This is a genomic window from Actinomyces qiguomingii (assembly GCF_004102025.1).
Taxonomy (GTDB): domain Bacteria; phylum Actinomycetota; class Actinomycetes; order Actinomycetales; family Actinomycetaceae; genus Actinomyces; species Actinomyces qiguomingii.
Genome location: NZ_CP025228.1, coordinates 3147387 through 3173102, shown reverse-complemented (window position 1 = coordinate 3173102; position 25716 = coordinate 3147387). Strand labels below are relative to the sequence as shown.

Genomic DNA, 25716 nt, shown 5'->3' with positions numbered 1-25716 from the left:
CCGTGCGGCATCGGGCAGCAGCCATCGGAGGAGAGACCAGATGAGTGGGCTAATCGACACTACCGAGATGTACCTGAAGTCCGTGTACGAGCTTGAGGAGGACGGCGTGCTTCCGCTGCGAGCACGGATAGTGGAGCGCCTGGGGCACTCCGGGCCGACCGTGTCGCAGACGGTCTCCCGCATGGAGCGCAGCGGCCTGATATGGGTGGCCGATGACCGCTCTCTGCAGCTCACGGACGAGGGCCGCCGTCGGGCCACAGAAGTTATTCGCAAACACCGGCTTGCTGAAAGGCTGCTCTTGGACGTCATCGGTCTGGACCGCAGACTCGTCCATGAAGAGGCCTGCCGGTGGGAGCATGTGATGAGTGAACAGGTCGAGAATCGCCTGGCGGAAATACTCGACGACGTCAACGCCGACCCCTTTGGAAATCCGGTTCCCGACCGCGTGCCCACCCGTCCGGCGCCCGCGGCCGACGAGATCAGTGCCGAGCGCCTGGTCCGCGACGGCCGCTCCGACGCCGTCGTCTCTCGCGTGGGAGAACCGATTCAGGCCGATGTGGAGCTGATAGCCCAGTTCGAAGACGCCGCCATCCACGCAGGCACTTCTGTCCGGCTGAACTCCACGATCGGCGGCATCCGGGTCACTCGCCAAGACGACGACGCCGTTTCGGTCCTGCTGCCCGGCGCCCTTGTCAGGCATCTGTTCCTGAAGCGTTGAAGGGGTCCAGCGGGTGCGCGCGGGCTCGATTGTCGCCCGTATGACTCCGGCGTGGGAGATTCCACACCGATTAGGGCGGGGAAGAAGTACCCACTTCGCGAGAAGTCCATTACGGTTGAGGCCGTAGCCGGCACCCCTGGCTGCGGAGGCAGTCGCAGAGCCCAAGTCTGCCGGTGCGAGTAGCCTCCTCCCAACGAATATCTCCGGCAGGCACGGGGGAACCACTTCTCGGCAGCTGTGCTCAAGTGCAAGCGGCCTCGGGGTGAAGCCCGCATGATGCGGGCCGGGCGCCTCCCGCCCGAACCCGACAGCTAACCTCGTCGGCTCTTCAGGAGAATTCATTGACTACTAATGTCAAGGCCCGCCACCGCAAGGCCACGCGTCCGCTGACACCGCTCACGGGTGCCGCCCCCGTTGCCCGCCGTGGCCTCGCCGTCGCCGCCTCCTCGGGACTTGCCCTCACCATGATCGCCTCTGGCGCCAATGCGGCCAGTGATGACGCCGAGGCCGTCGGTTCGGCCGGTGCGCTCAATGAGGCCGGCGTGGCCGCGCTCGCCAATGACGCGCGCGAGGCCGTCACCACCAACGCCGCCATCTCCGCCGGCGGGGAGACGGCGTGGAGCCCCGACGTCGTCGAGGTCGCCGCAGCCACCGCCACCGCGCCCGTGATCGAGGAGCCCGAGGTCGAGGAGACCACCGAGGAATCGGGCCTCGACACGGCCCAGACAGCCGAGGCGGCCGTTGAGACTGCGGACAGCACCGTGGCCGCGTCTGCCGCGAGTTCCTCCGGTGAAGGCATGGTGGCCCTGGCCATGCAGTACCTGGGCACCCCCTACGTGTGGGGAGCCGGCGGTCCGTCCTCCTTTGACTGCTCGGGCCTGGTCTCATACGTCTATGCCCAGTACGGAATCAGCATCCCGCACCAGTCCGGGCAGATCCGCGCCATCGGCACGCCGATCTCCGCGGATGAGGCCCGTCCCGGTGACATCCTGTGGTGGTCCGGGCACGTGGGCCTGTACGCGGGCGATGGGATGATGGTTGACGCCACCCCCTCCAAGGGCGTCTCCTACCGACCCGTCTACTCGGGAGTGACCTACCTCCGCGTCTACTGACCGTATATCGACCCCGGTTGATCGGATCGCCCCGCTCCTCGTCCGGAGGAGCGGGGCGATCTTGCATTCGCCGGTGCGCTCAAGCGGCCGCACCGCCTCCAACATGTGCGCCTTTTCACGGCCGTGTGTGTGATCTCGTCGTGACGGCAGGCGGAGGTATCGGGTAACGTGTCCACCGTTGCGGGCAGCAGTTGCCCGCGGCGCCGGTACCGGGGCCCAATCCTGCCACTCGGTCCTGGCAGCCACATCCCATATACCTGGCAGGAACGGGGGAACCACAACCGGCCTTGGCATCCACTGAGGCCTTGGGGTGAAGCCCGCATGATGCGGGCCGGGCTTCTCCAGTCCGAACCCGACAGCTCACCTCGTCGGCCTTCCAGAGGAGAACCAATACATGACAACACGCACCTCAGCCCGGCATCGCAAGGCCGCCCGTCCGCTGACCCCGCTCACTTCTGTTGCTCCGGTCGCCCGCCGCGGCTTCGCGGTGGCTGCTTCTTCGGGTCTGGCACTGGGCATGATTGCTTCCGGTGCATCAGCCGCCAACAGCACTGAGGCCGCGGAGTCCGCCGGCTCACTGGAGACTCAGGGAGTAGGCGTGCTCGCCGCCGAGGCGCGCACCGCAGTCGCCACCAACGAGTCAGTGCAGGTCGCCGCATCCGTTGCAGTCCCCACCGACGTGGAGACCGTGGACACTCCGACCGCACAGGCCCCCGTCATTGAGGTTGAAGAGGCTCCCGAGGTCGTGGAGGAGCCCGAGGCCGTCACCGAGGAGGCGACCACCGCGCAGGCTGGCGCGGAAACGACCGAAACCGTCGCCGACTCCACGCCCACCGCTAGCCCGGCGCCTGCCAACACCTCCGGCTCATCGGTGGTCTCCATCGCCATGCAGTACACCGGCATGGCCTACGTGTGGGGCTCGAACAACCCGGCCAACGGCGGTTTCGACTGCTCCGGTCTGGTCCAGTACGTCTACTCGCAGGTAGGCATCTCCCTGCCGCGTACCTCCTACGCCCAGGGCGCCTCTGGGACGATCGTCTCGGCGGCCGACGCCCAGCCGGGTGACATCGTCTACTACGGCGGCCACGTCGGTATCTACGCCGGAGGCGGCATGATGGTGGATGCCGGTACCCCGAGCACCGGCGTGTCCTATCGCGCCGTCTACGGCTCCCCGCAGTACGTGCGCGTGAGCTGAGCAGGTTTCACCTCATCCGCTTTCCTGACGTGGGGGCGGCCGGCCCGGGTGCCGGCCGCCCCCACGTGCTATCTTCAAAACGTGTTTTGGAACACGCCCGTCCGCGGAGCACAATGATCCTGGCCGAGTTGCGGATGCTCGAAGAAAGGGGCATAACCCATGGCTGAAGACAAGGTCGTCCTCGTAGGAGTCGACGGCTCACCAGAGTCCTTAGAGGCGGTCGACTGGGCAGTCGACCGCGCCGCCTGCAACGGTTGGCGCGTTCACATCCTGTGCGCCTACTCCCTGCCCTCTTTCACCACTGCCTCGCTTGACGGCGGCTACGCGGCGTTGGACGACTCGGCCGTGCGCTCCGGGGCCGAGGCTGTTGTCAACGAGGCGGTCACTCGCGCCCAAGGACGGGGCGTGACGGTGACCAGCTCCCTGGAAACCGGCGACCCCGCTGGCGTGCTGGTGGACCTGTCTGCTGACTCCGTGCTCGCCGTGGTGGGTACGCGTGGCGGCGGCGGCTTCGCCGATCGGTTACTCGGCACCGTCTCCTCGGCGCTGCCGGCGCACAGTCACTGCCCGGCCGTTGTGGTGCCGCGTCATACGGAGGGCTCCGCCTTCACTCCCGTGCGACGCATCGTCGTCGGCGTAGACGGCTCGGATTCGGCTCGCAAGGCCCTGCGGTGGGCGGTGCGAGAGGCCGATGCCTGGGGGGCCGAGCTGACCGCCATCGCCGCCGTTCCTATGGCATCCGGTGCCGGCGCGCTCGCCTGGCTGCCCGCCGCCGTCGACCGTGAACAGGTCCTCACCGACGTCCGTTCGGGCCTGGATCGGGCCATCTCCGAGGCGACTGAGGGGTATCCCGATGTTGAAGTGCGACGTCATGCGCTGGACGGCAACGCGGCCGAACTCATGTCCGAGTTCTCCACCGCAGTGGACCTGGTGGTCGTGGGCTCACGCGGTCGTGGTGGGTTCTCCGGGCTGCTGCTCGGCTCCGTGAGTCAGGGAGTCCTGTCCCACGCTTCCTGCCCGGTCATGGTGGTACCTGCTCGCAGCCGAGATGAGGACGTGCGCGTGGGGCGTACGCAGACCACGCCCTGGTCTCGCGCCTGACCGGCGTCGGCGGCGGGGACGACAATCGGGTCACGGCTGCTGCCGACTGCCCGCTCGTCGCCGTACGAGGACCGCTCGGTATCGGGTAGTATCGCAGCCGTCCTCAGCTGGCCCTCGTAGCTCAGGGGATAGAGCACCGCTCTCCTAAAGCGGGTGTCGCGCGTTCGAATCGCGCCGGGGGCACCACCCGCCTTCCCGCACAACCACGCGGAAAGGCGGCTTTTGTTTGACCGGCTGCCCTCTTGGTGGCCGGCTGCCCTGTGTGTAGCAGGCACGTCCTTCTTACCAGCCTGCGTCGAGTTCGGTCGATATAACCATCGAGTTCGGTCGATATGACCATCGAGTTCGGCTGTTATGACCGCTGAATTCGGTCGGTGGCGCCGGCGGGCCGTGGGAGATGTCCAGAATCGGCATGAACGATGTTCCTCAGCCCGGAGCCGCCTACCAGGTCCGCATAGTTCCAACGAACCTTAGGGGTACTGCCGGCCCGGGCGGCGTGGTTGTGCCGAATCTGGACACGTTGGCCCTCAGGCCTGACTCGTGCCATTTTTGGTGACATCGTGTCGGGATCTGGGTTTTTCGTTGGTATGACGTTGTGGGGGTGGCGGGTTTGGCACACTAAACGGTGCACGTAGGCTTGAGGACGTGAGCCCGTATATCCGCAAGGTGCGCACCGCTTGTGGTGCTACGGCGGTGCAGATCGCCGTGAAGGAGGGCCGGCGGGAGGAGGTCATAGAGCACCTGGGGTCCGCTCACGACGAGGCGGGGCTGGCGGTGCTGGTGGAAGCTGCCCGGGCCCGCCTGCACCCCGGGCAGCTGGCCCTGGACCTTGATGAGCCAGCACCACGCACCGGCGCGGTGGTTGACTCCAAGCGGTCGGCTCTGCTGTGGGACGTGCTGACCGGCGCGTATGAGGCCCTGGGGCCCGATGAAGCGGTGGGTGGGGATGAGGGCTTTAAGCAGATGGTGCTGGCCCGGCTGATCGAGCCCACCAGCAAGGAGCAGGTACCCCAGGTGATCAGCGAGCTGGGTGTCCAGCCGGCCTCCAGGAGGACACTGTTCCGCTCGCTGGCCCGCTGCGCGGGCCGCCAGTGGCGAGAACGGATCGCGGACGCCTGCCTGCGGCACGTGAGTGCCGGCGGGGACCTGTCCCTGTGCCTGTAGACGTGACGACCCTGTACTTCGAGGTCGAGAAGGAAGACGACCTACGGCGGGTGGGCTACTCCAAGGAGCGCAGGGTCGACCCGCAGGTGATCGTGGGGCTGGTGGTGGACCGGGCCGGCTTCCCCCTACGCATAGGCTGCTGGGAGGGCAGCAAGGCCGAGACCAGCACGCTGATCCCCATGGTCGAGGGGTTCGGGGAGGCGTCGGGGATTGAGCACCTGGTCGTGGTCGCCGACGCCGGCATGCTCTCCGCGGCCAACCTCGAAGCACTCGATCAGGCCGGCTTGGGATTCATCGTGGGCTCGCCCATGACCAAGGCGCCGGCGGACCTGGCCGCCCACTTCGCCTGGCACGGGGATGCCTTGGCCGATGGGCAGGTGATCGACACGATCACCCCACGCCGCGGCACGCGCTGGACCGAGAGGAACGACAAGACGCGTGATGAGCCCGTCTGGAGTGCTCAGGCGTATCCGGGCTCGTGGCGCGCGGTCTGGGCGTATTCCGCCAGGCGGTTCGCCCGGCACCAGCAAGACCCTCACCGCGCAGGAAAACCGGGCCAGGGCGGTCGTTGCTGGGGACCGGCGCCCCAAGGCCACCAGATTCGTCACCGTCAGTAAGGGTGACCAGGTCCTGGACGAGAAGGCTCTGGCCCGAGCACGCCGCTTGGCGGGGCTCAAGGGCTACGTGAGCAACATCCCCGCCACCGTGATGCCCGCCAGCCAGGTGATCGCCTCGTACCACGAGTTGTGGCACGTGGAGCAGTCCCTTGCGCATGAGCAAGCATGACCTACGGGCCAGGCCCGTCTTCCACCACACCCACGACGCCATCCAGGCCCACCTCACCGTCGTCATGGCCGCCCTCGCGATAGCCCGCCACCTACAAGCCGCGACCGGCATCAGCATCAAACACCTCGTACGCGAACTCAGACCCCTCCAAGAAGTGACCATCACCATCAACGGTCATCAAATAACCGCACAACCTACCATAACCCAACAAGCACAACAGATCATCAACGACCTAAAACCGCTGGCACACTAAACTGGCACGACTCAGGTCAGGCGCCAACCAATGGCCGTTACGTGGAGAGCAAACTAGTGCATCTGGTCGCCGACCCACCCCCGGCCCGACCGGCGTGGACGTCTTCGCCGATGAACCGGGCCCGCATCCTAGCCGGGCCTGCATCCTAGCCGGGCCCGCATCCAAACCAGGATGGTATTCCAGCCAGGCGGGTCCCCGACCGCGGCAGCGCCCTCTACAGCACCTCAACCGTCGACCACAGGCGCACCTGCACCATCCGCCACCACCGACAACCACATCAAACCAGACAACCGCACCAACCCAAACAACACCCCACACCCCAAACCGGAAAAGGTCGGGAGGGCTCACAAACGCGACGATTTGGTAAAGCAGCGCGCATACTATGAAAGTCCGTGGTCGAGGGCGGGGTCATGGCTTCCACATTCAATGTGGAAGAACCTGGACTGTTCATCCGCCTCCACGCGAAATAGAATCATTGCACGAACAACTCGGTCGACACTGCGGTCGACGTTGCGGGAACACCATAACGCACGAGCAGACGGAGGCTAAGGAGGAGCGCCGTGTTCGAAAGGGAGCTCATCGTCTTCAGTGACGTTAAGTACGCTGCTAAGGACGCCGTTATCGAGGCCATGGCGGAACTCGTGGCCGACAAGGTCGAGAGCGTGGCGGGGTACGCCGAGGCGGTAAAGACGCGCGAGGCGGCGTTGTGCACGTATATCGACCATGGTGTGGCCATACCCCATGGCAAGACAGACATCGTCAGGACGCCGTTCGTAATCTACCAGCGCCTTGAAATGGGTGTCGTCTGGGGCGAGGAGGGCGAGATCGCCACCCACATCTTCATGATCGGCGTGCCGGAGGCAGCGGCAGAGAACCTGCATCTGAGGATACTTGCGGAACTGAGTAAGGGGCTGGTCCGCGAGTCGTTCCGCAACAGACTACTGGGAACCGAGTCAAAGGAAGAGGTCTTTGAGATCCTCAAAGGCGTGGAGAAGGAGATAGTCAAATGAGTTTGGCGCGAACAGGGAAGAAAACGAGCCTCGGTGCTCGACTCTTCAAATACTTCAATACGGGCATCTCGTACTTCTTGCCCGTCATCATCGCAGGCGGGATGCTCTTCTCACTGACCCTGATCACCGGGCGCATCGAGGACGGCGCTATTGTCCCCTCCAACCAGTTCTGGCAGAACATCTATGATCTCGGCCAAGCAGGCTTCTCCATGATGGTGCCCGTGCTGTGCGCATACATCGCCTATGGCGTTGGTAGCAAGCCCGCCCTCGCGCCCGGATTCATCCTGGGTTACGCGGCGAATAACCCCATCGGGGCAGGTCAAATCTCGACCGGCTTCCTTGGTGCACTCATCCTGGGGTTCATGGTGGGCTACTTCGTGAAGTGGACTAAGAGTTGGCGGGTTCCTGAGGTGCTCAAGCCGATGATGCCTACCTTCCTAATTCCGCTGATCACCACCTTCGTGTGTGGTGTCGTGTACATCTACTGCCTCACCTACCCGCTGAACGCCTTTGTGCAAGTCATTGTTGATATCATGTACAGCCTCAATGGTATGAGTGCGGTCGTCCTAGGGATCGCCATCGGACTGCTTGCTGCGGCAGACTTCGGAGGTCCCTGTTCCAAGGCGGCCACCGCCTTCACCATCGCGCTCATGGCCGAGGGATTCTATGTGCCCAACGGTGTTTTCCGAATGTGCTGCGCAATCCCTCCCTTGGGCATGGGGCTGGCTTCCCTGATCCTTCGCAACCGCTACGACAAGGCGGACCGCAACCTGGGTATCTCCGCGCTGTTTCTATCCTCTTCCGGGATAACCGAAGGGGCCATTCCATTTGCGGGCAAGGACTTCAAGCGCACCTGGATCGCCTGCGCCGTCGGAACCGCCGTGGCTGGCGGAATCGGCATGCTGCACAATATTTCGTCAGTGGTGGCCTTCGGCGGTATTGTTGCCATCGCGGGCGTGTATGAGGGGCAGGTCTGGTATGTGGTCGACATGCTTATAGGAGCTTTGGTCATAGTCGGCATCCTATTTCTGACGAAGCCTAAGCTGGATTCAGAGGCAAGCGGCAGGAGTTAGTTCATCCGGGCGCAATCCACGGCACGTGGCCTATTGTGGTTTGGGAGGTGGAATATACCGTGAAGCGCTATCTGGAGTTGCTAGGCCTCATTCGTGAGGACTCATATGTGACCACGTCACACCTCGCCCAGGCGCTGGGCGTGAGCTCGAGGACCGTGCGGTCCTACATAGCACAACTCAACCGCGAGCTCGGGGCCTGGGGTGCGGGCGTTATCGCGATGCCGAGAAAGGGCGTGAGGCTGGTCGTAAGCGATCGTGAGAGGTACTCCTCCTATCATCCCGCCCACGAGCAGTCGGACCTGACGCGGGATGAGCGTATACGCCAGATAGCCGAGTACCTCCTTACTGTCGATAAACCGGTATTGCTTGACGACCTCGCGGAGATGCTGCATTTTAGCCGCTCGACCCTCAAACGCGACATGCGGGAGGTCCGCCAGTTGCTTGCTAAATTCGAACTCAAGGTCGATAACCGTGCCCATCGGGGGATGCGGGTCGAGGGCAGCGAGGAGGGCATACGTAATGGTCTGGCACACCTGAAGAGGGCTGCGGGCGTGGCTGTCGGCACTGCGGAGGGCGATGAACTCGCTGCTCTGCGCGAGATTGTGACTAGACAGGTCGCCGACGGTCGGTTCCGCATCTCGGACCTCGCGGTAGAGAATCTTGCCGTCCACCTGTATATCGCGATTAAGCGTGTTCGCACCGGCAATCAAATTGAACTGGATCCCCGGGTGATCTCCGAACTCGCGGGTGAGGCCAAGGGAGTTAGCATGGACGTCGCGACGGGGATACTTGAAGAGGTTGAGCTCGCGTACGATGTCCGTTTCCCCCGCAGTGAGGCCTATAACTTCCTGGCCCGCCTGTCCGGGAAGCAAATTGTGAGCCTAGATGATGCGACCACGAACACGGTAGTCGCCGAGGAGAACACCCGTCTGGTCTTCGACATGCTTGAAAGAGTGCGTGAGAGCTACCAGATAGACCTGCGTTACGACATTGAGCTGGTTACGGCCCTCGCAATGCATTTGGCTCCCTTGAGAACACGTATGAAGTACGGTCTGCCGTCCGTGAATCCGCTGCTTGACGAGATTCGTCACGGGTATGTGCTGGCGTTCAGCATGGCGACCGTGGCATGCAGCGTGCTTACGGGAGAACTGGGCTATGACGTGCCGGCCGACGAAGTCGCCTACGTGGCCATGTACCTGTCGGTCGCCCTAGACCGTCATCGCGACAAGGCCGATGAGAAGGACAATGTCCTGATTGTGTGTGGCAGTGGCAGGGCCTTCTCCGAGATGCTCGCCCACAGGATTCGCGATATGTTCGGCAGATATCTCAACATTGTGGGGACGACGAGCGCCCATGATATCGGCCAGGTTGATTTCGCCGACATCGACTACGTTTTCAGCACGGTCGCCGTCAACTATCCGGTTCCTGTGCCGATCGTGGAAGTGACCACATTCCTAGCCGATCGGGACGTGAGCAATATCGCGCGGACGCTTTCCGAAAAAAGGATGAATCGGCTCGCCACGGAGCTTATTCATTCCGAGTTGGTCTTCTGGAAGGATCTCGCGGACCGTGAAGAGGTTATCGCGTTCCTATGTCATGAGATGGCTGCCCGCGCCGAGCTGCCCGACGACTTCGAAGTGCTGGTATTGGAGAGGGAGCAGGCCGGTGCGACGGCGTTCGGCAATCTGGTCGCCATAGCGCACCCGATTCGTGCGGTGGGAACCGAGGACGTACTCGCCCTGGCCATTCTCAAGCATCCGATCGACTGGGGTGGGGAAGAGGTTCAGTTGGTCTTCCTGCTGTCCATCGGACAGAAGAAGTCGCGCGGTCTGGCGAACTTCTATCGCATGATGAACGGTCTGGTCGGCAACAGGCGGTACGTCGAACGCCTCGTCGCGTCCACCAGTGTTGAGGAGGTGAAGCGGACGCTGCGCCTCGTGGCGGAGGCGAGCGCCCAGGAACGGCAGTAGGCAGTAGGAAGTAGGAAGGTTGCGCGCTTCGCATCCGACGAACGCGCAAGGAAGAGCAGTACGGAACCGGTGCGTGACAGAAAGGAAGTCCCTCATGAAGATTGTCGCAGTTTGCGCGTGCACCGCGGGCATCGCCCACACCTACATGGCACAGGAGGCCATCGAACAGGAGTGTGCCAGGCGGGGCATCGAATGCAAGGTCGAGACCCAGGGAGGCATGGGCATCGATAACGAGATTGAGCAGGAGGAGGTAGACGCGGCAGACGTTGCCATTCTGGCTGTCTCCGTGGGAATCGAGATGGAGGACCGCTTCGACGACAAGCGCGACGAGGGCAGACTCCTGGAGGTAGACCCGAGCGTGGCGATTAAGAACACGGCCGATCTCATCGGCGAGGCCGCCGCATTGGCCGAGTAGGCGGCAGGCGGCACGTAGCGAGCCTGATACACCCGGAGGGGAAGTAACCACCGAGCTCGGCTAACATGACGGGTTCCAGTGGTTTGAGTGTCCTGGGGACGGGTGCGGCGCGTGTCGATGGTCCACGGCCGTGGTCTGCGCTCGGGGGATGCCGCAGATACTCTCACCATCGGTGCGTCTGCGCCGCCCCGCGCGGCCGGGCGGATATCGTGAGGGAATATGACGCCTTCACTGTTCTCTCTGGGCCGCAACCGGCGCGACGCCGTTGCGCACCCGCGCGCCCCCGAGGACGCCGACCCGTCTGCGCAGCCGGCAGCCGAGGCCACGCCTGAGCCGGAGGAGCAGACCCCGACGCTGGACCCCGAGCGCCGGGCCCGGATTGACGCCGCACTCGAGGTCTGGCGCCAGGAACTGGCCGACCTGGGCGGGATCTCAAGCCTTGACGCCTTCTCTGACCGCGACGGCGTAGTGGACCTGACATCCGCTCACCCCTCCGGCCTGGCCCAGCTGTATGCCGGCCGCCCCACCCATTTGGGCAGCCTGGTACGCGAACGTGTTGCGCTCGGTATCGCCCGCCAGGGTCTGCGCGAGCTGGCCGGACGCACCGATCTGCTCTCCCGCCGCTTCGGAGTCGCTCCCGTGTACCTGGCCATCGGCGTGGCCGGATGGACTGAACCGGTACTCACTGCGGATAACGCCGACAACGACCGCAACACGGACTATGGGGCCACTGTTGCCGGCACAGCGGCGGCAGCCTCCGGGCGGTCGGCCGCCGTGCGCACCGTACGAGCCCCGGTGCTGCTGCGCCCGGTACGCCTGTCCAGCGCTGGCGCGGACGCCGCCTTGACTCTCGATAAGTCCATTGAGGTCAACCCGGTGCTGACCCGGGCGCTGCGCCGTCACGGCTGCTCGGTGGACGTCGACGTTGTCGCCCGCGCCACACTCTCCGACGACGGCTTCACGCCGCGCGACGCTCTGAGTGGAATTGGTTCGCTTGGGCGCGAGTTCCTTCCGGGCTTCGAGATCCATGAACGCCTGGTTGTGGGCGCCTTCGTGCATCCCGGGCAGGCCCTGGTGGAGGACTTCGACGCCACCATTGACCGCGCCCGCGCCTCGGCGCTCGTGGCCGCGCTCGCGGGTGATGGTGAGGCCCGCGTCGCTTTGGATGTGGCCCTGCCGGATGCAGACGCCACCGACCGTGTGCCAGAGCGCGAGCGCGGCGTGGGCGACCTCGACCCCGCACAGCTAGACGCCGTCGAAGCGGTCGGCTCCGGCGCCTCCCTGCTGCTGGACGCCCCACCGGGGTCCGATGTCGCGACCACGCTTGCCGCCGTCATCGCTGACGCCGCCGCTCTGGGACGCACCGTTTTGCACGTGCCGGCTACAAGCGCCGACGGGCACGCCGTAGCCGAGGCCCTGCGTGAGGTCGGCCTGGGCTCACTTGTGCTCGACCTGACTGAGGACCCCGCCTGGCGCCGCCATGCCGCCGCAGGCATCAAGGCCGCGATGGGTGTGAGCGTCCCTGATCTGGATGTGACTGCCATCGTGGGTATGCGCAAGCGGCTGACCTCCGTGCGTGAGAAGCTCTCCCGCTACGTCACCGCTCTGCACCGGCCACGTGAGCCGTGGGGCGCCTCCGCTTATGACGCGATTCAACACCTTGCCGAACTCACCTCTGGACGTGTTCGTGCCCGCACCACGGCCCGCGTGGCCCCAGGTCGCCTGGAGCATCTGGACGTCGATGGCCGTCGGCGCGGCAGCGAGCTGCTCCACCGTGCCCACGCACTCGGCCTGTTCACCAGCGCATTGGCGGATTCCGCCTGGAACGGCATGGCTGTTGCCGATGTTGATGAGGCCACCGATGCCTTGACCCGCCTGACACTGTTGGCCGATGAGCTGTTACCTGAGATCCGCGAGCATATCGTCGCGGCGGGCGCCTCCACCGGTATCCTCCGGGCCGATTCTCTTGCGCAGTGGTGCGAGCAGCTGGAGATGCTCGACGGCGTGCGCGACTCCCTGGACATCTTCCTGCCCGAGGTATTCGAGCGCTCCGCCGCCGACATGGTCATAGCCACGGCGTCCAAGCGTTGGCGTCAGGAGCACCGTGTGGAGATGAGCCGCGCCACCCGGCGCCGGCATGTCAAGCAGGCGCGGGATCTGGTGCGTCCCGGGCGCGAGGTCGCCGACCTGCACGAAGAGCTGACCAAGGTGCAGCGGCGCCGTGAGGTGTGGCGCCGTTACGACCCCGACGGCGGCTGGCCGCGTCTGCCGCAGGGACTGGACGACATGCAGCGCGTTGCCGCCCGTGCACGTGAGGCCGTCACCGCCTTGCAGCCGGTCATCGGTGCGGATCCGCCACTGATGGAGTTGCCGCTGGCCGAGCTGGAGGAGCGTGCCCGTGCCCTGGCTGCGGACGACGTCACCGTGCACAAGCTTCCTGAGATCAACCGGGTCGCCACGGCCCTGAATGACCTCGGGCTCACCCCGCTGCTGGACGATCTGGCGGCGCGCCAGGTTGAACCGGATCAGATAGACGATGAAGTCACCTATTGCTGGTGGTTCTCCCTACTCGGTCAGATCGTGCGCGACGATCCCGATCTGGGCGGACTAGACGCCTACGCCCTGAGTGACCTGGCGGTCTCTCTGAGGGAATTGGACGCCTCCCAGGCACAGTCTCTGGCCGGTCCGGTCGCCCAGGCCTGCGCCCGCCGTGTCCGGGAGGCCGTCGATGCCGACAAGGATGCCGCCCGCAGCCTGTACCGCGCCCTGTCCCTGGAAGAGGGGGTGCCGTTGCGCGACATCATCGCGACTCATCCCTTGGCCCTGGTGGCCAAGCCGGTTTGGATCGTTCCGCCTACACTCGTCCCACAGGTGTTCGCCGCGGACGCAGTGGTCGATCTGGCGATTCTTGACGCCTCCGCGCATGTGCCGGTCTCCCGGGTCATGCCGGCCTTCGTGCGCGCCGAGCAGGTACTCGTCGTCGGAGATCCTCGCTGCTCCACCTCCGGGCTGGCGGCCGAGCTCGGTCCGCTACTGCCGCGGGTGACCCTGCCGACGGGACGTAATGCGCTGGATGCGGAGATCGCCGCCTTCCTTGCTGCCAATGGCTACGACGGCGTTGTTCAGGCCATTCCGGCTCCTCCCGGCAGCTCTCGCCTATCGCTGGATGTCGTTGACGGCCGCGGCATGCCCGCCCCCGGGCACACCGCCGTAGAATCGGTCCCCGCCGAGGTCGGCCGGGTCGTCGATCTGATCATCGAGCACGCCCTGACTCGTCCCGAGCATTCTCTGGGGGTAATTGCCCTTAACGGGCGCCATGCGGAGGAGATTCGTCGCGCCACGACCGCCGCGGTCGCCGGTTCGCCGGCCCTGGCGGAATATTTCGAGGCGGGAGTGTCGGAACCCTTCGTGGTTGTGGACCTGGGAGAGGCCCGCTCCCTGCGCCGCGACCACATAATCATCTCTGTCGGCTACGCCAAAACGCCGCACGGACGCACGATCCACAGCTTCGGCAAGGTCAGCGATGTGGACGGCATGGTTGATCTGGTGGACGCGTTATGCGCCTCGCGGGGCGCCACACAGATTGTGTCCTGCCTGGGGCCGGCCGATATTGACGCCGAGCGCCTGCACGCCCCCGGTGCCCGGCTACTGCGTGAGGTGCTTGTGCACGCCGCCGACTCCGGCAGGCAGTACCCGCAGCAGGACGAGGTCGCACCCGAGCGGCTGTTGGTCGAGCTGGCAGAACACCTGTGGCGTAAGGGTCTGGTGGTGGTGCCCCGCTACGGAATCGAGGGCGGGGTGCGCATTCCGCTGGCTATCGGACATCCGGATCTTCCGGGAGAACTGCTTGTTGCGGTACTGACCGACGACGCCGAGTATGTGGACGAGCCGAGTCTGCGCCGCCGTGACCGGCACTGGGTGGAGCGGCTCGAGCAGCGCGGCTGGCGTGTGCACATGGCCTACTCCGCCGGCGTGTTCGTAGACGTTGAGGCGGAGGTGAAGAAGATCGAGGCGCAGGTATTGGCAGTGCTCGCCTCCCGCGCGGATACGGCCGTGGCAGCACCGATGCCGGCGCAAGTGGAGGAGGGCGTCGCCTCTCCTGATGAGTCGCCGGATGGTGCGCGTGCCGTTGCCGCCTTCGATGCGCCCGCGCGAGCTCAACGGCCCCCGATCGCCCAGGGTCTGCCATTGCAGGCATACTCTGACGACCAGCTCGATGAGCTCGTTGTCTGGCTTCGTTCCGACGGCGTGGAGCGTTCAGAGGCCGAGGAGGTTGAGGAACTCCGCGAGGCGCTGGCCTTGACCCGCCGCGGTTCCGGGATTGACGCTGTATTGACCAACGCGGTGCGGCGCACCCGGTGAGATTGGGAGGCTCGCCATGCATGATGCGGACCGGGCACGGACGTCCGGGGAGGACCGGCGGGGCAGACGCCGTGTAGTGGCGCTGTCCCGACAGGATGCTGCCCGCGTGTCCCGGGGGCAGGTGCCGCAGGCGCAGGCGGACGCCGAGCGGCGCCGCGGCCGGGACGCGCTGACAGACGCCCGCTCCCGCGAGGGCGGGGTGCTGGGGCGTGAGACGGCGGAACACGCCAATGACGCGCGTCTACTGCGTGAGGTACCGCCCCACTGGGGTTGAGCCGCGGCATTGGGCCGGCAGGAGGGGACCGTAGACAGACAAGTGGCGCCCGCCCATGGCGGACGCCACTTGGTGGCTGATTCCGGCCGGCGGCGTGTCCGCCGGCCGCGAGGAGCCGTCAGTCCGAGGATCAGTGCTGCTGCTTGAGCAGGTCGCGGATCTCGGTCAGCAGCTCGACGTCGGTCGGCTCGCCGGCCTCCTCTTCCTCCTTCTCCTTCTTCAGGCGGGCGGAGAGCCTGTTCATCGGTGCAACGATGCAGAAGTAGACGGCCGCAGCGACGAGCAGGAAGTTCACGGCGGCGGTGATGATGGTGCCCGGCTGGATCGGGTCGTGCCCGTTGATGGAGAACTGCAGCACAGAGTCGAAGTTGGGCTGTCCCGCCAGAGAACCGATGATGCCCATGATCACATCGGTGATGGCCTGTACGATGGGGGAGAAGGCGGCGCCGATGATAACGGCCACCGCCAGGTCCAGGACGTTGCCCTGTGAGATGAACTCCTTGAATCCCTTGATCAATGGGACCCCTTTCATAGTCGGGCGAGGGCATGGGAAAGCCGCTCGCTCAGCGTGTGAAAACGGGGCCGGCGCAGCCGAATGGACCGCAACGGCACCAAGCGGCACGGATCGAAATCAGGGACTCAGCACAACACCGAGCGCACCGTTCGTGGCCGCGCCGACAATTAGACTAGCGTCCACAGCGCGGACGGCAAGTGTCACAAGTGTGACCTTCGTCTGAGCGCTCCACTGACTGTCCGTGCCCTCCACCTGGGTGAGCACCACCCTGGCGCCGGAGCAGATCACCCTGGGGGAGTCCTCCTGGGGCATTGCCGCTGCGCTGCTGTGCTGGGCCACCACGTCGACCCGCGCTCCCGGCTCGGCCAGTTCGGCGCCCACATCAATGGGCACCTGCACCAGGCGCTCGGATGGGGTCAGGGTGGCGGCCAGCGCCGCGCTTGTCATGGACGTGGTCAGCACCGTGCCCTCCTCCAGAGTGATCGCGGCGCGGGTACCTACCACATCCGATCCGGCGAGTCCGGTCTGCGGCAGTGCGGACTGTGCCACCGCCCGCACCTCGATATCCGCCTCGGTCAGTATGGCTCCGGCGTTGACCGGGCGGGCGACCACGACTACCTCCTGCTGCCCCTCTGGGGCCGGTCGTAGTACGCCGAGCGCGGCCATTACAGCGGCGCCCAGACAGACGGCGACTACTAGATGACGGTGCCGCCACAGCAGCAGCGAGGGACGTGTGGGGCGGTGTGGACCCGAATGCGCAGCGCGGTCGGTACGGTTGTTGCGGCTGGAGCGACGTAGGAGGCTAGGCATGCACCCAGGCTGGCACAGCGCCCGGACGGGTGCGGGGCGCCTGTGGACGGGCCAGCTACGAGGGTGCCGCCGACCGTGCCTGTGGATTGCGGCACTCGGCCCGCTGTTTACTGTGCGCGCCCGGCCCTTGCCGCGGGACCACCGGCGAAGGCCGAGCCGTCCAGCAGGAACCATTGCTCGGGGGTGATTACGGCGTCGACCGGGGCATCGTGCGCCTGTACCGGTAACGGGCCGGCTACCAGCTCGTCGTCGTGCACGACTGCGAACACGGGCGCTCCGGTGCGACGCAGTGGCAGAACCCGGTCGTACCAGCCGCCGCCCTGGCCCAGGCGTCTGCCCGACCGGTCCACGACGAGGGCCGGGACGATGACGGCCTGCGCGTCGGCCACGGCGGTGGCGGGCAGTGCCTCGCCACTGGGCTCCGGAGGGCGTCCCGGGGACCGCTCTGCCAGATCGGCCACTGCGCGCAAGCGCCCCCAGGAGCGGGACAGGTGCGGGCCCAGCACCGGTAGTAGCACGTCCGTGCCCGACTCCTCCAGCTGTTTCAGCAGGAGCCTGGTGCAGGGCTCGTGCCCCACCGACACATAGGCGGCCACGGTGTCCATGCCGGCGATGGCCTGAAGTATGTGGGAGGTCAGCCGCTCGCAGGTGGCGTTGTGCCCCTGCTCGGGGTGGGGGTGGTGAACGGTGCGATGCTCTCGCAACACCCTGCGCAGCTGCTCCTTGGCGTCGCCGACGGCCAGGGAGCCGGTGTCTGGCAGGACGCGTGCCTGAGTGCTCATGCCTTCATTGTCGCAGGTCAGGACGCCCCCGCGATAGGCGCCTATGGGGTTGTTGTCCCCATGGACGTGCGCGCAATGCGGCAACGTAACGCGACAACATATGTGGGACCATCAACCGGCGGTCCGATTCACTTCCGGGCGGTCCGGCGCATCCGGGTAGCCTGGGTCAATACGCCCACGCCCGGACCAGGGCCCGGGCAGGAGGAGGAAGAAGCCCCATGCGCACCGTTGCCGAGCATCTGGCGGCCTGTTTAGACATTGCCCGGGCCGCGGCACCCCTGGAGGTGGTCCTCCTGGATGCGGTCGGTTGCGTCCTTGCCGAGAACGTCGTCGCCGAGATTGATCTGCCGGCAGTAGACCTTGCCGGGCTGGACGGCTACGCGGTCGCCTCCGTGGATGTCACCGGCGCCGCCGCGGGTTCTCCGATCACCCTGGAGGTCATGGACGCCGTGCGCGCCGGTGACATGCGCCCCACGCGTTTGGTGTCGGGTGCTGCCATACTCATCGACTCGGGCGCGCCCCTACCGCTGGGTGCCGATGCCGTGGTGCCTTGGACGGAAACGGATCGCGGGGTCTCGCGCGTGCAGGTGCGCAGCGCGGTGACCGCCGGAGACAATGTGCGCCGTCGAGCCGAAGACGTCGAAGCGGGCACCACGGTACTGCCGCGGGGCTCGCGCATCTCGGCACGTCAGATCGCCCTGCTGGCCGGGATCGGCCGCCACCGGGTCAAGGTGCATCCCGCACCGCGCGTGGTCATCGTCTCCATCGGTGACGAGTTGGTCGAGCCTGATCGTGCCCGTGAAGCGGGAGATGTCTTCGACGCCAACGGTCACGCCCTGGCATGCGCGGTCACCGATGCCGGCGGCCAGGCCTTCCGGGTCGCGGCGGTGCCTGACGAGCTCGGGGCTCTGGCCGAGACGATCGAGGATCAGCTCGTGCGCGCCGATGTACTCCTCACCACGGGTGGCCTGAGCGCCGGCCAAGGCGACACCGTCAAGGATGTGCTGTCACCGCTGGGCACGGTTCGCTTCGACGCCGTTGCCATGTCCCCGGGGCGGCAGCTGGGAGTCGGCACGATTGAGGACACCCCGATATTTTGCCTGCCCGGGGACCCGGTCAGTGCGCAGATCGCCTTCGAGACCTTCATCCGGCCGGTCCTGCGGCAGATCGCCGGCTGGCAGGATCTGCACCGCGCCTCCGTTCCCGCGACCATGTCATCCGGCTGGCACTCCCCGGCGCACAAGCGTCAGTTCGTTCCCGTGCACCTGAGCGGGGCGCCGGCACGCGGATACGTCGCGGAACCCACGGTGCGGCCGGGCACCACCGGACTGCTGGGTCTGGCAGGAGCCAACGCGATCGCGGTCGTCCCGGAGGACACCCGCACCGTGGTCGCCGGGGACGCGCTGCACTGTCTGCTGCTCGATGCCTGAAAGGCGCATCCTTGGGGTAATCGACCGTCTCAGCGGATTGGGCGGCAGGTTTGGCGTGGGCCCTCGCCGTTTCCCCTGGCCGGTGACCCTGACCGAATCTGCGGTGAGCGCGCGCGGCCTGGCGTGCGGGCCCCGCACCGTAACGTTGCGTGCGGTCCGCGCTGATGACGAGTCGGCCTGGCGGCGCCTGCGGCTGGACGACGACGCCCGGCTGACCCCCTGGGAGGCGACGCTCCCGCCGGGCAGCCCCGAAACGCTTGGCAGTTTCCGGGAGTATGCGCGTACCCAGAACCGGCTCGCCCGCCGCGGTGAGGCCATGCCCTTCGTGCTGGTGGTGGACGGCGCCTTCGCGGGGCAGGTAACGGTGTCCTCTATCCGCTGGGGTTCGCTCCAGTGCGCCAGTCTGGGGTATTGGATCGGTTCCCCGTGGGAGGGACGCGGGGTTATGACGCTTGCTGTGGCGATGGTTCTGGATCACCTTCTCGGCCCGCAGGTCGGCCTGCATCGCGTGGAGATCGATGTTCGGCCGAACAATGCGCGCAGCCTGGCGGTATGCCGGCGCCTGGGACTGCGTCGGGAGGGACTGCGGCGCGGCCTGATGCATATAAACGGCAGGTGGGCGGACCATGTCACTTTCGCTGTTGTCGCGGAGGAGGTGCAGGCCGACGATGAATTCGTGAGGCGGCTGGGGTGAATGTGAAAACTGATGTTTGAGTGGTGGAGGCGCTGCGCATCGTCTGGTTCTCCGTTGAGAAGAATGCGGGCGCATAACTCGCCAACACGCCGTGTCCGCGTCTGAATTCAACCGGCCGATCGCCTTACGGTTGAGTCGTGGGAATCGAAACGTGGGCGCTGATGGCACTCGTCGCGGTTCTCGCCGTGTACCTGTTGCCGTTCTTGGTTGGACGCCGTGAGACGATGCGTATGGCCAACGCGGATGACCGTTTCTCCGCGGGACTTAGGCTTCTTCCCACGGGGAGTGTGGCCGTCTCGGGGGAGGACTGCGGTGGTGGGCACGCCATGATCTTTCGACGCCGACCGGAGGTGACGGTGATGAACAGGCCCGAAGTCAGAAATGTGCGTGCGCTGCGCAAGGAGCGGGAGCTTGCACGCCTGCGTCAAGCGCATGAACGCGGCCGTGAACGGCGCCGCGTGGCCGCGTCCCACCGCGCGGCGGTGGCGCTGATTCTGCTGGGCGTCACACTCGGCACCCTAGCTGTTGCAGCCGTGACTGCCCTGCCGTTGTGGGCCGGTGCCTTCCCCGGCGCGCTGTTGGGCGCATCCGCGGTTGCCGGGCGGCGCGCGGCGCTGGCGTCGGCGGAGTCAGAGCGTCGCGAGCGCCGTCGTATAGCCGCGGTGGAGCGGGAGCTGATGGCGCTGACCGGCGGCTCGACGGTGAACCGGATGGTGGAAAGGACAACCACGCAGGACAGTGGCGACAGCGGGCCGCTGAACGAGGTCAAGGCGGCTGAGCCGGATGAGGAGGCGGAGGAATCGCTGACTCGCCGCGCCGTCATGGATGCGCTTAAGGAGGCCGGGAAGGCGCACGCGACGACGACGCAGCCGGTGGCGCAAGAATCCGCCGTGCAGGGGGAGACCGCTCATGAGGACGCCGTGGCCAGCCCTTCCGCCGCCGTCGACGATGCGACTGATGTGGCAGGAGCGCAGGCCCCCAGTCGGGAGGCCGAAGCGCTCCCGGCGACGCCCACCGAACTAACCGGTTCGGCCGCCGCAGCCGAACCGCAGGACCGGTCGCGCGATTCCCAGGAGGACGTCAAGGCCCCGGCCACACCGCCGCAGGGCTGGCACCCTGTCAGTGTTCCGGCTCCGACCTACACCCTGGCCGCGCGCGCCCCGCGTCGCAATTACGAGCCTCCTGCGGAGGAGCCCTTCGACTCTGCGCCCGTTCCAGAGCGGCCGCGCAGCGCACATGCCTTCCCCACTGCCGGCGTCGAAGTGGAGGTCGATGAGCCGGTCTTCCATCCCATCGATCTGGAGGCGGTGCTGGAACGGCGTCGGGCCGGCGCATGATCGCTCGTCGGTGGTGGGAGTCACTGTCTGTCAGCTTGCGGTCATCCGGCGCTGCGGTGCTACCATCGGCGGTGCTCAGGGGCTATGGCGCAGTTGGTAGCGCGTCTCGTTCGCAATGAGAAGGTCGGGGGTTCGAATCCCCCTAGCTCCACCACACGAATTGAAGACGAGTCGTCCCGCCCGGTGCTCGGGCGGGACGACTTTTATTGCCGAATACCTCGCGCATCATGACCGGGACTGTGGCTGTAGGTTTGGGGTTATCGGCGCAAACGTGGTGCTTTAGACCGGCGTGTCGTGGTGTTCTAGCTGGTTCGTCCGCCCCGGGTTATCGGCGCAGACCCCCGGCGGTGGAGGCCGGTTCGGCTTTGACGCAGGTGTTTGCTTGTCACGTACGCGCTCTGGGGGTTTCCCTGCGTTGGGACGTGGTGATGTTGCCGGACATCGAAGTGCTTCAAAACGTGTAGATGGGATGGGGGTCGGGCTTCTTTCGGTTTGCTGGCGCTTCAGGTATGGGGGCTTGGTTCGTGTGGGCGTGTGTTTGAGGGTCGGTTCCATCGTTCGGGTGGACCGGTTTGGTTCATGTGGGTGTTGGCGGTGGTGGGTATGGGGCCGGTCGGCTGCCGGCCTCGTACTTGGACCGCGCTTTTGCGGTTGGACCGCGTTCCTGCGGTTGGACCGGGTTCCTGCGGTTGGACCTGGTTCCTGCGGTTGGACCGTCTGAGAGCGCGTTTCAGGGGGTCCAACGGCAGCTAGACGGTCCAACGGCAGCCAGGCAGTCCAGAACTCGGTGCGCTGAGACAGTCAGCCTGCGCCACCAGGTGGCGCAGGCAGCTGTCACTGAACTTGGCGCGACACAGTCGGCCTGGACCGCCAGGTGTGGAGGCGGCGGCCGCAGTACGCTACGTTCCCCTTTTTTGGGTAAGCCAGTGTGGCCGGGTTGGCGCAGGCCGGTTCGAGGGCGCGGGCAAGCTCGCGAGGACGTGGCTCGGCCCGCGAGAACGCTGCCCGGCAGGACGTTCTCGACGGCTACCCCGCGTCCTGGGGGTCTAATCCCAAGAGCCGGTTACGTTTTCGGCTGTAAGCGCAGCTGGGGTGGTTTGTCCCGATCCCGGATATTCACCGGGATGCGGCGTGGCAGAGGCCGCGGCCGGGTGCCAGGGCTCGCCGTTGAGCGGTTCGCCTCCTTGGGCGGCGTTGCACGACGTCGAGGTGTTCGTGAAAGTAGCCCCGAGCCGCCGAGTTTCCGGGGCAGTTAGCCTGGCGTGGCTGGTGATCGGGCATGCGCCGGGCCACCGCCAACTGTCCGACCGTAGTCGCTCTGGCTCAAGCGGACGGACAAGCCGAAAGTCGGAGTCCGCGCCCCCGCACATACCGGCCATCCAGTGGTGGCGAGGCGATCGGTCCGCAGTGCGCCTCAAGCCCCTTGCGAACGTCGGTGATCCGTAGCTGGAGTCGCGCTCGCAAACGGAATAACACCGTGCAACCGGAGCAGCCAATACAAGTCGATGAGGGCGATCGTGGCATTCATGCCGACAGCCGGCCAGACGCCTAGAATCATGTTGTAGGCCGTGGCGACGAGCGATCCAGTGAGGTTGAGCCCGCGGAAGGTCCGTTGATTGGCAACCACCAGGGAGATGACGACGAGGCCCGACCCGATCCAGCCGACCATCTCAAGCAATGTACGAGTGTCCACGTATTCTCCTGGACATGCCCGGCTGGTCAATGCCCTTGGCACTGGTCGAGTCTGAACGCCTCGTTGCCGGGACATACGAGGATAGCCCGCAGCCGCGTGCCTGGCAACAAGCGCGCGTGTTATCGGCGACGAGGACGCTGCCAGCGGCATGAGCACAGAGTCCTACAGAGGTGCCTGTAAGCGCTTGCCTGTTCCTGCCGAATCGATGGTTTCATCGGAGTTGAGTTGATGCCACGACAGGCCGATACCCTCGGTGGCGGCAACGGCGTCAAAGAGGGCATCAGCGCCGGCCTGGATACCATCGGCAACGTCCTGGCCGCCGGAGACGATGTCGAGCGCGCATCGATTGCCATCGACCGGAACCACGGCCCAGCCGCCCGAACCCCGAATTCCGCTTGCGTCGGTCGGCAACCCCTCCAGGAACCGTTGCAAGGTGCGCGCAGCCACGTCGTAAGACGCGTGGGAAAGGACTACTCTCAATGTGGCCGGAGCAGTAGGTTCGTCCCGCCGCCACAACCAGTCGTAGTCCACCAGGTAGCGTTTGGGAGCCAGAGCGTGACAGCAAACCATGGGGTGAAACTACTCCACGGCCTGAACTGGGCGCGCCCCCGGAGCGCGCCTGGTGGCATCTGCAACGCCGCCGACCGGCAGGCGCAACCCAGGCGCGGTTATGACGCTCCCAGCCACGGCGCATGGTGGACGCCACGAGGAACAAGGAACGGCGTCCTGCCGTCCACCACCGGCGCCGACCGGGAAGGTAAACACACGTCTTCACCGCCGGAAGGTTACGGTGCCGGACGTCACAGCCCTGAGGTTTGACGGAGCCGGACGAAGTATGAGTAAAGTACTCCCCGCTGCCGCTAGCACCAGCGGGTGAGAGCGGCAGACCCGGATGGGTTCCGATCCAGTGGGTGCCTAGGGCATCTGCGGAGGACCTTCGCTGAGACTGGGATCACCGATTCCGAGCTTGACGGAGACTGAAGGATCTGGCTAACCTACTCCGGTGCCTTGAGGGAAGAGCCCGGACCGCCGGTTCGGTGCCGCTCTCACGGGTGTGTTGTTTGGGATCTCGATAGTGTGTCGTGTTTGTTTGTTTGGTTGGTGTTTTTTTGTTGGTTTCTTTGTTTGGTTTTTTGTTTTGTTTGGAGAGTTTGATCCTGGCTCAGGACGAACGCTGGCGGCGTGCTTAACACATGCAAGTCGAACGGGCCTGCTTGCTTTTTTGGTGGGTGGGTTAGTGGCGAACGGGTGAGTAACACGTGAGTAACCTGCCCTCTTCTCCTGGATAACTGCTTGAAAGGGCGGCTAATACGGGGTGGTCTGGCCTGCCTGCATGGGTGGGTTGGTATAGGTTCAACTGTTTGGTTGTTCTGGTGGGGGATGGGCTCGCGGCTTATCAGCTTGTTGGTGGGGTGATGGCTTACCAAGGCTTTGACGGGTAGCCGGCCTGAGAGGGTGGACGGTCACACTGGGACTGAGATACGGCCCAGACTCCTGCGGGAGGCAGCAGTGGGGAATATTGCACAATGGGCGGAAGCCTGATGCAGCGACGTCGCGTGAGGGATGGAGGCCTTCGGGTTGTGAACCTCTTTTTCCGGTGGTGAAGGCCTGCTCCTTGTTGTGGGTGGGTTGACGGTAGCCGGGTTAGGAAGCGCCGGCTAACTACGTGCCAGCAGCCGCGGTAATACGTAGGGCGCGAGCGTTGTCCGGAATTATTGGGCGTAAAGGGCTTGTAGGCGGCTGGTTGCGTCTGCCGTGAAATCCTCTGGCTTAACTGGGGGCTTGCGGTGGGTACGGGCTGGCTTGAGCGCAGTAGGGGAGGCTGGAACTCCTGGTGTAGCGGTGGAATGCGCAGATATCAGGAGGAACACCGGTGGCGAAGGCGGGTCTCTGGGCTGTTGCTGACGCTGAGGAGCGAAAGCGTGGGGAGCGAACAGGATTAGATACCCTGGTAGTCCATGCTGTAAACGGTGGGCACTGGGTGTGGGGGCCCTTTTCCGGGGTTTCTGCGCCGTAGCTAACGCGTTAAGTGCCCCGCCTGGGGAGTACGGTCGCAAGGCTAAAACTCAAAGGAATTGACGGGGGCCCGCACAAGCGGCGGAGCATGCGGATTAATTCGATGCAACGCGAAGAACCTTACCAAGGCTTGACATGGGCTGGTTGCTGCCGGAGACGGTGGTTCCCTTGCTGCTTTTTGTGGTTTGGGCTGGCCTGCAGGTGGTGCATGGTTGTCGTCAGCTCGTGTCGTGAGATGTTGGGTTAAGTCCCGCAACGAGCGCAACCCCTGTCTCGTGTTGCCAGCACTTCGGGTGGGGACTCGCGGGAGACTGCCGGGGTGAACTCGGAGGAGGGTGGGGATGACGTCAAATCATCATGCCCCTTATGTCTTGGGCTTCACGCATGCTACAATGGCCGGTACAGTGGGTTGCGATGCCGTGAGGCGGGGCGAATCCCTTAAAGCCGGTCTCAGTTCGGATCGGTGCCTGCAACTCGGCACCGTGAAGTTGGAGTCGCTAGTAATCGCGGATCAGCAACGCCGCGGTGAATACGTTCTCGGGCCTTGTACACACCGCCCGTCACGTCATGAAAGCCGGTGACGCCCGAAGCCCGTGGCCTTATGGGGAGCGGTCGAAGGCGGGGCTGGTGATTGGGACGAAGTCGTAACAAGGTAGCCGTACCGGAAGGTGCGGCTGGATCACCTCCTTTCTAGGGAGTTTTGTTTGGTGCTGGCTGGGCAGGCGGACACGTCGCTGGGTTTGGGCTGCTGCTTGTGTGGTGGTGGTTTGGGTCTGGTGGGGCTTTCTTCTTTCCTGCTGTTTTGGTGGTGGGGGTTGGGGGTGGCATGCTGTCGGGTTCCGGGGCTGCGCGCCCTGGTGGCTTGTTCCTTTCTGGTGCTGGTGTTTCCTGCTGTTTGGTGGGTGCTGGTGTTGGGGGGTTGTGGGCTGGTTGGTTGTGAACTGTATAGCGGATGCGAGCATTGTTTTTGTTTGTTTGTTTTGTTGTTGTTTGTGGTTGTCTGCTTG

The 25716-nt window shown here is 65.3% G+C and carries 18 protein-coding genes, 2 tRNA genes, 1 rRNA gene, 1 pseudogene and 2 riboswitches; of the genes and pseudogenes, 17 read left to right on the top strand and 5 right to left on the bottom strand.

Annotated elements, in window-relative coordinates; all coding sequences use genetic code 11:
* The first annotated feature begins 40 nt into the window (after nucleotides 1-40).
* The 12 genes and pseudogenes from CWT10_RS13365 to CWT10_RS13310 all read left to right on the top strand — a co-directional run bounded on the left by CWT10_RS13365 (nucleotide 41) and on the right by CWT10_RS13310 (nucleotide 15433).
* Complete coding sequence (locus CWT10_RS13365) at nucleotides 41-718, top strand: metal-dependent transcriptional regulator (RefSeq protein WP_103063092.1); 678 nt, start codon at nucleotides 41-43, stop codon at nucleotides 716-718.
* Nucleotides 719-889: 171 nt separating this feature from the next.
* A riboswitch (cyclic di-AMP (ydaO/yuaA leader) is annotated at nucleotides 890-1059 on the top strand.
* Nucleotides 1060-1830, top strand: a complete 771-nt coding sequence (locus tag CWT10_RS13360) for a C40 family peptidase (RefSeq protein ID WP_103063093.1) — start codon at nucleotides 1060-1062, stop codon at nucleotides 1828-1830. It abuts the riboswitch before it with no gap.
* A gap of 230 nt (nucleotides 1831-2060) precedes the next feature.
* A riboswitch (cyclic di-AMP (ydaO/yuaA leader) is annotated at nucleotides 2061-2219 on the top strand.
* A gap of 5 nt (nucleotides 2220-2224) precedes the next feature.
* Nucleotides 2225-3025: a C40 family peptidase gene (locus CWT10_RS13355; protein ID WP_103063094.1), complete on the top strand. Its 801-nt coding sequence runs from the start codon at nucleotides 2225-2227 to the stop codon at nucleotides 3023-3025.
* A gap of 159 nt (nucleotides 3026-3184) precedes the next feature.
* A complete protein-coding gene (locus CWT10_RS13350) occupies nucleotides 3185-4126 on the top strand; it encodes a universal stress protein (RefSeq protein ID WP_103063095.1) in 942 nt (313 codons plus the stop codon).
* Nucleotides 4127-4236: 110 nt separating this feature from the next.
* Nucleotides 4237-4312: transfer RNA gene (locus tag CWT10_RS13345), tRNA-Arg, on the top strand.
* Between the two features lie 459 nt (nucleotides 4313-4771).
* Nucleotides 4772-6329 (top strand): annotated as a pseudogene (locus CWT10_RS18040) (IS1634 family transposase).
* Nucleotides 6330-6889: 560 nt separating this feature from the next.
* Nucleotides 6890-7339 carry a PTS sugar transporter subunit IIA gene (locus tag CWT10_RS13335; RefSeq protein WP_103062619.1) on the top strand — a complete coding sequence of 150 codons (450 nt, stop codon included), beginning with the start codon at nucleotides 6890-6892 and terminating at the stop codon, nucleotides 7337-7339.
* Nucleotides 7336-8412, top strand: coding sequence for a PTS fructose transporter subunit IIC (locus CWT10_RS13330; protein WP_103062620.1), 1077 nt, complete (start codon nucleotides 7336-7338; stop codon nucleotides 8410-8412). Before CWT10_RS13335 ends, CWT10_RS13330 begins: the two co-directional genes overlap by 4 nt.
* Before the next feature lie 59 nt (nucleotides 8413-8471).
* Nucleotides 8472-10382, top strand: coding sequence for a BglG family transcription antiterminator (locus CWT10_RS13325; protein WP_128683492.1), 1911 nt, complete (start codon nucleotides 8472-8474; stop codon nucleotides 10380-10382).
* 94 nt (nucleotides 10383-10476) lie between these two features.
* Nucleotides 10477-10797, top strand: coding sequence for a PTS fructose transporter subunit IIB (locus CWT10_RS13320; RefSeq protein WP_103062622.1), 321 nt, complete (start codon nucleotides 10477-10479; stop codon nucleotides 10795-10797).
* A gap of 219 nt (nucleotides 10798-11016) precedes the next feature.
* Nucleotides 11017-15159 carry a DNA helicase gene (locus CWT10_RS13315; protein WP_103062623.1) on the top strand — a complete coding sequence of 1381 codons (4143 nt, stop codon included), beginning with the start codon at nucleotides 11017-11019 and terminating at the stop codon, nucleotides 15157-15159.
* 16 nt (nucleotides 15160-15175) lie between these two features.
* Nucleotides 15176-15433, top strand: coding sequence for a transcriptional regulator (locus CWT10_RS13310; RefSeq protein WP_233188083.1), 258 nt, complete (start codon nucleotides 15176-15178; stop codon nucleotides 15431-15433).
* Between the two features lie 130 nt (nucleotides 15434-15563).
* Here CWT10_RS13310 and mscL read toward each other — a convergent pair whose 3' ends face one another.
* The 3 genes from mscL to CWT10_RS13295 form a co-directional block, all read right to left on the bottom strand.
* Nucleotides 15564-15950: a large conductance mechanosensitive channel protein MscL gene (gene mscL / locus CWT10_RS13305; protein WP_103062624.1), complete on the bottom strand. Its 387-nt coding sequence runs from the start codon at nucleotides 15948-15950 to the stop codon at nucleotides 15564-15566.
* Nucleotides 15951-16064: 114 nt separating this feature from the next.
* Entirely contained in the window at nucleotides 16065-16757 is a 693-nt protein-coding gene (locus tag CWT10_RS13300; protein ID WP_103062625.1) for an RcpC/CpaB family pilus assembly protein, read from the bottom strand.
* A 107-nt stretch (nucleotides 16758-16864) separates the two neighbouring features.
* Nucleotides 16865-17539 (bottom strand): 5-formyltetrahydrofolate cyclo-ligase, encoded by a 675-nt coding sequence (locus tag CWT10_RS13295; RefSeq protein WP_103062626.1) that lies wholly within the window; start codon nucleotides 17537-17539, stop codon nucleotides 16865-16867.
* Nucleotides 17540-17757: 218 nt separating this feature from the next.
* On the opposite strand from CWT10_RS13295, the gene CWT10_RS13290 reads away from it, so the two are divergent.
* From CWT10_RS13290 to CWT10_RS13275, 4 genes are all read left to right on the top strand, one after another.
* Nucleotides 17758-18969 carry a molybdopterin molybdotransferase MoeA gene (locus CWT10_RS13290; RefSeq protein WP_103062627.1) on the top strand — a complete coding sequence of 404 codons (1212 nt, stop codon included), beginning with the start codon at nucleotides 17758-17760 and terminating at the stop codon, nucleotides 18967-18969.
* A gap of 55 nt (nucleotides 18970-19024) precedes the next feature.
* On the top strand, nucleotides 19025-19663 hold the full coding sequence (locus CWT10_RS13285; RefSeq protein WP_233188084.1) for a GNAT family N-acetyltransferase: 639 nt from the start codon (nucleotides 19025-19027) through the stop codon (nucleotides 19661-19663).
* A 137-nt stretch (nucleotides 19664-19800) separates the two neighbouring features.
* Nucleotides 19801-21000: a hypothetical protein gene (locus CWT10_RS13280; protein ID WP_103062629.1), complete on the top strand. Its 1200-nt coding sequence runs from the start codon at nucleotides 19801-19803 to the stop codon at nucleotides 20998-21000.
* A 78-nt stretch (nucleotides 21001-21078) separates the two neighbouring features.
* Nucleotides 21079-21154 (top strand) — tRNA-Ala (locus CWT10_RS13275).
* Between the two features lie 1260 nt (nucleotides 21155-22414).
* On the opposite strand, the gene CWT10_RS13270 is transcribed toward CWT10_RS13275, so the two are convergent.
* Nucleotides 22415-22693 (bottom strand): YgjV family protein, encoded by a 279-nt coding sequence (locus tag CWT10_RS13270; RefSeq protein WP_103062630.1) that lies wholly within the window; start codon nucleotides 22691-22693, stop codon nucleotides 22415-22417.
* Between the two features lie 162 nt (nucleotides 22694-22855).
* Nucleotides 22856-23140 carry a hypothetical protein gene (locus CWT10_RS13265; RefSeq protein WP_103062631.1) on the bottom strand — a complete coding sequence of 95 codons (285 nt, stop codon included), beginning with the start codon at nucleotides 23138-23140 and terminating at the stop codon, nucleotides 22856-22858.
* 692 nt (nucleotides 23141-23832) lie between these two features.
* Here CWT10_RS13265 and CWT10_RS13260 point away from each other — a divergent pair.
* A 16S ribosomal RNA gene (locus tag CWT10_RS13260) occupies nucleotides 23833-25399 on the top strand.
* Nucleotides 25400-25716 lie beyond the last annotated feature (317 nt).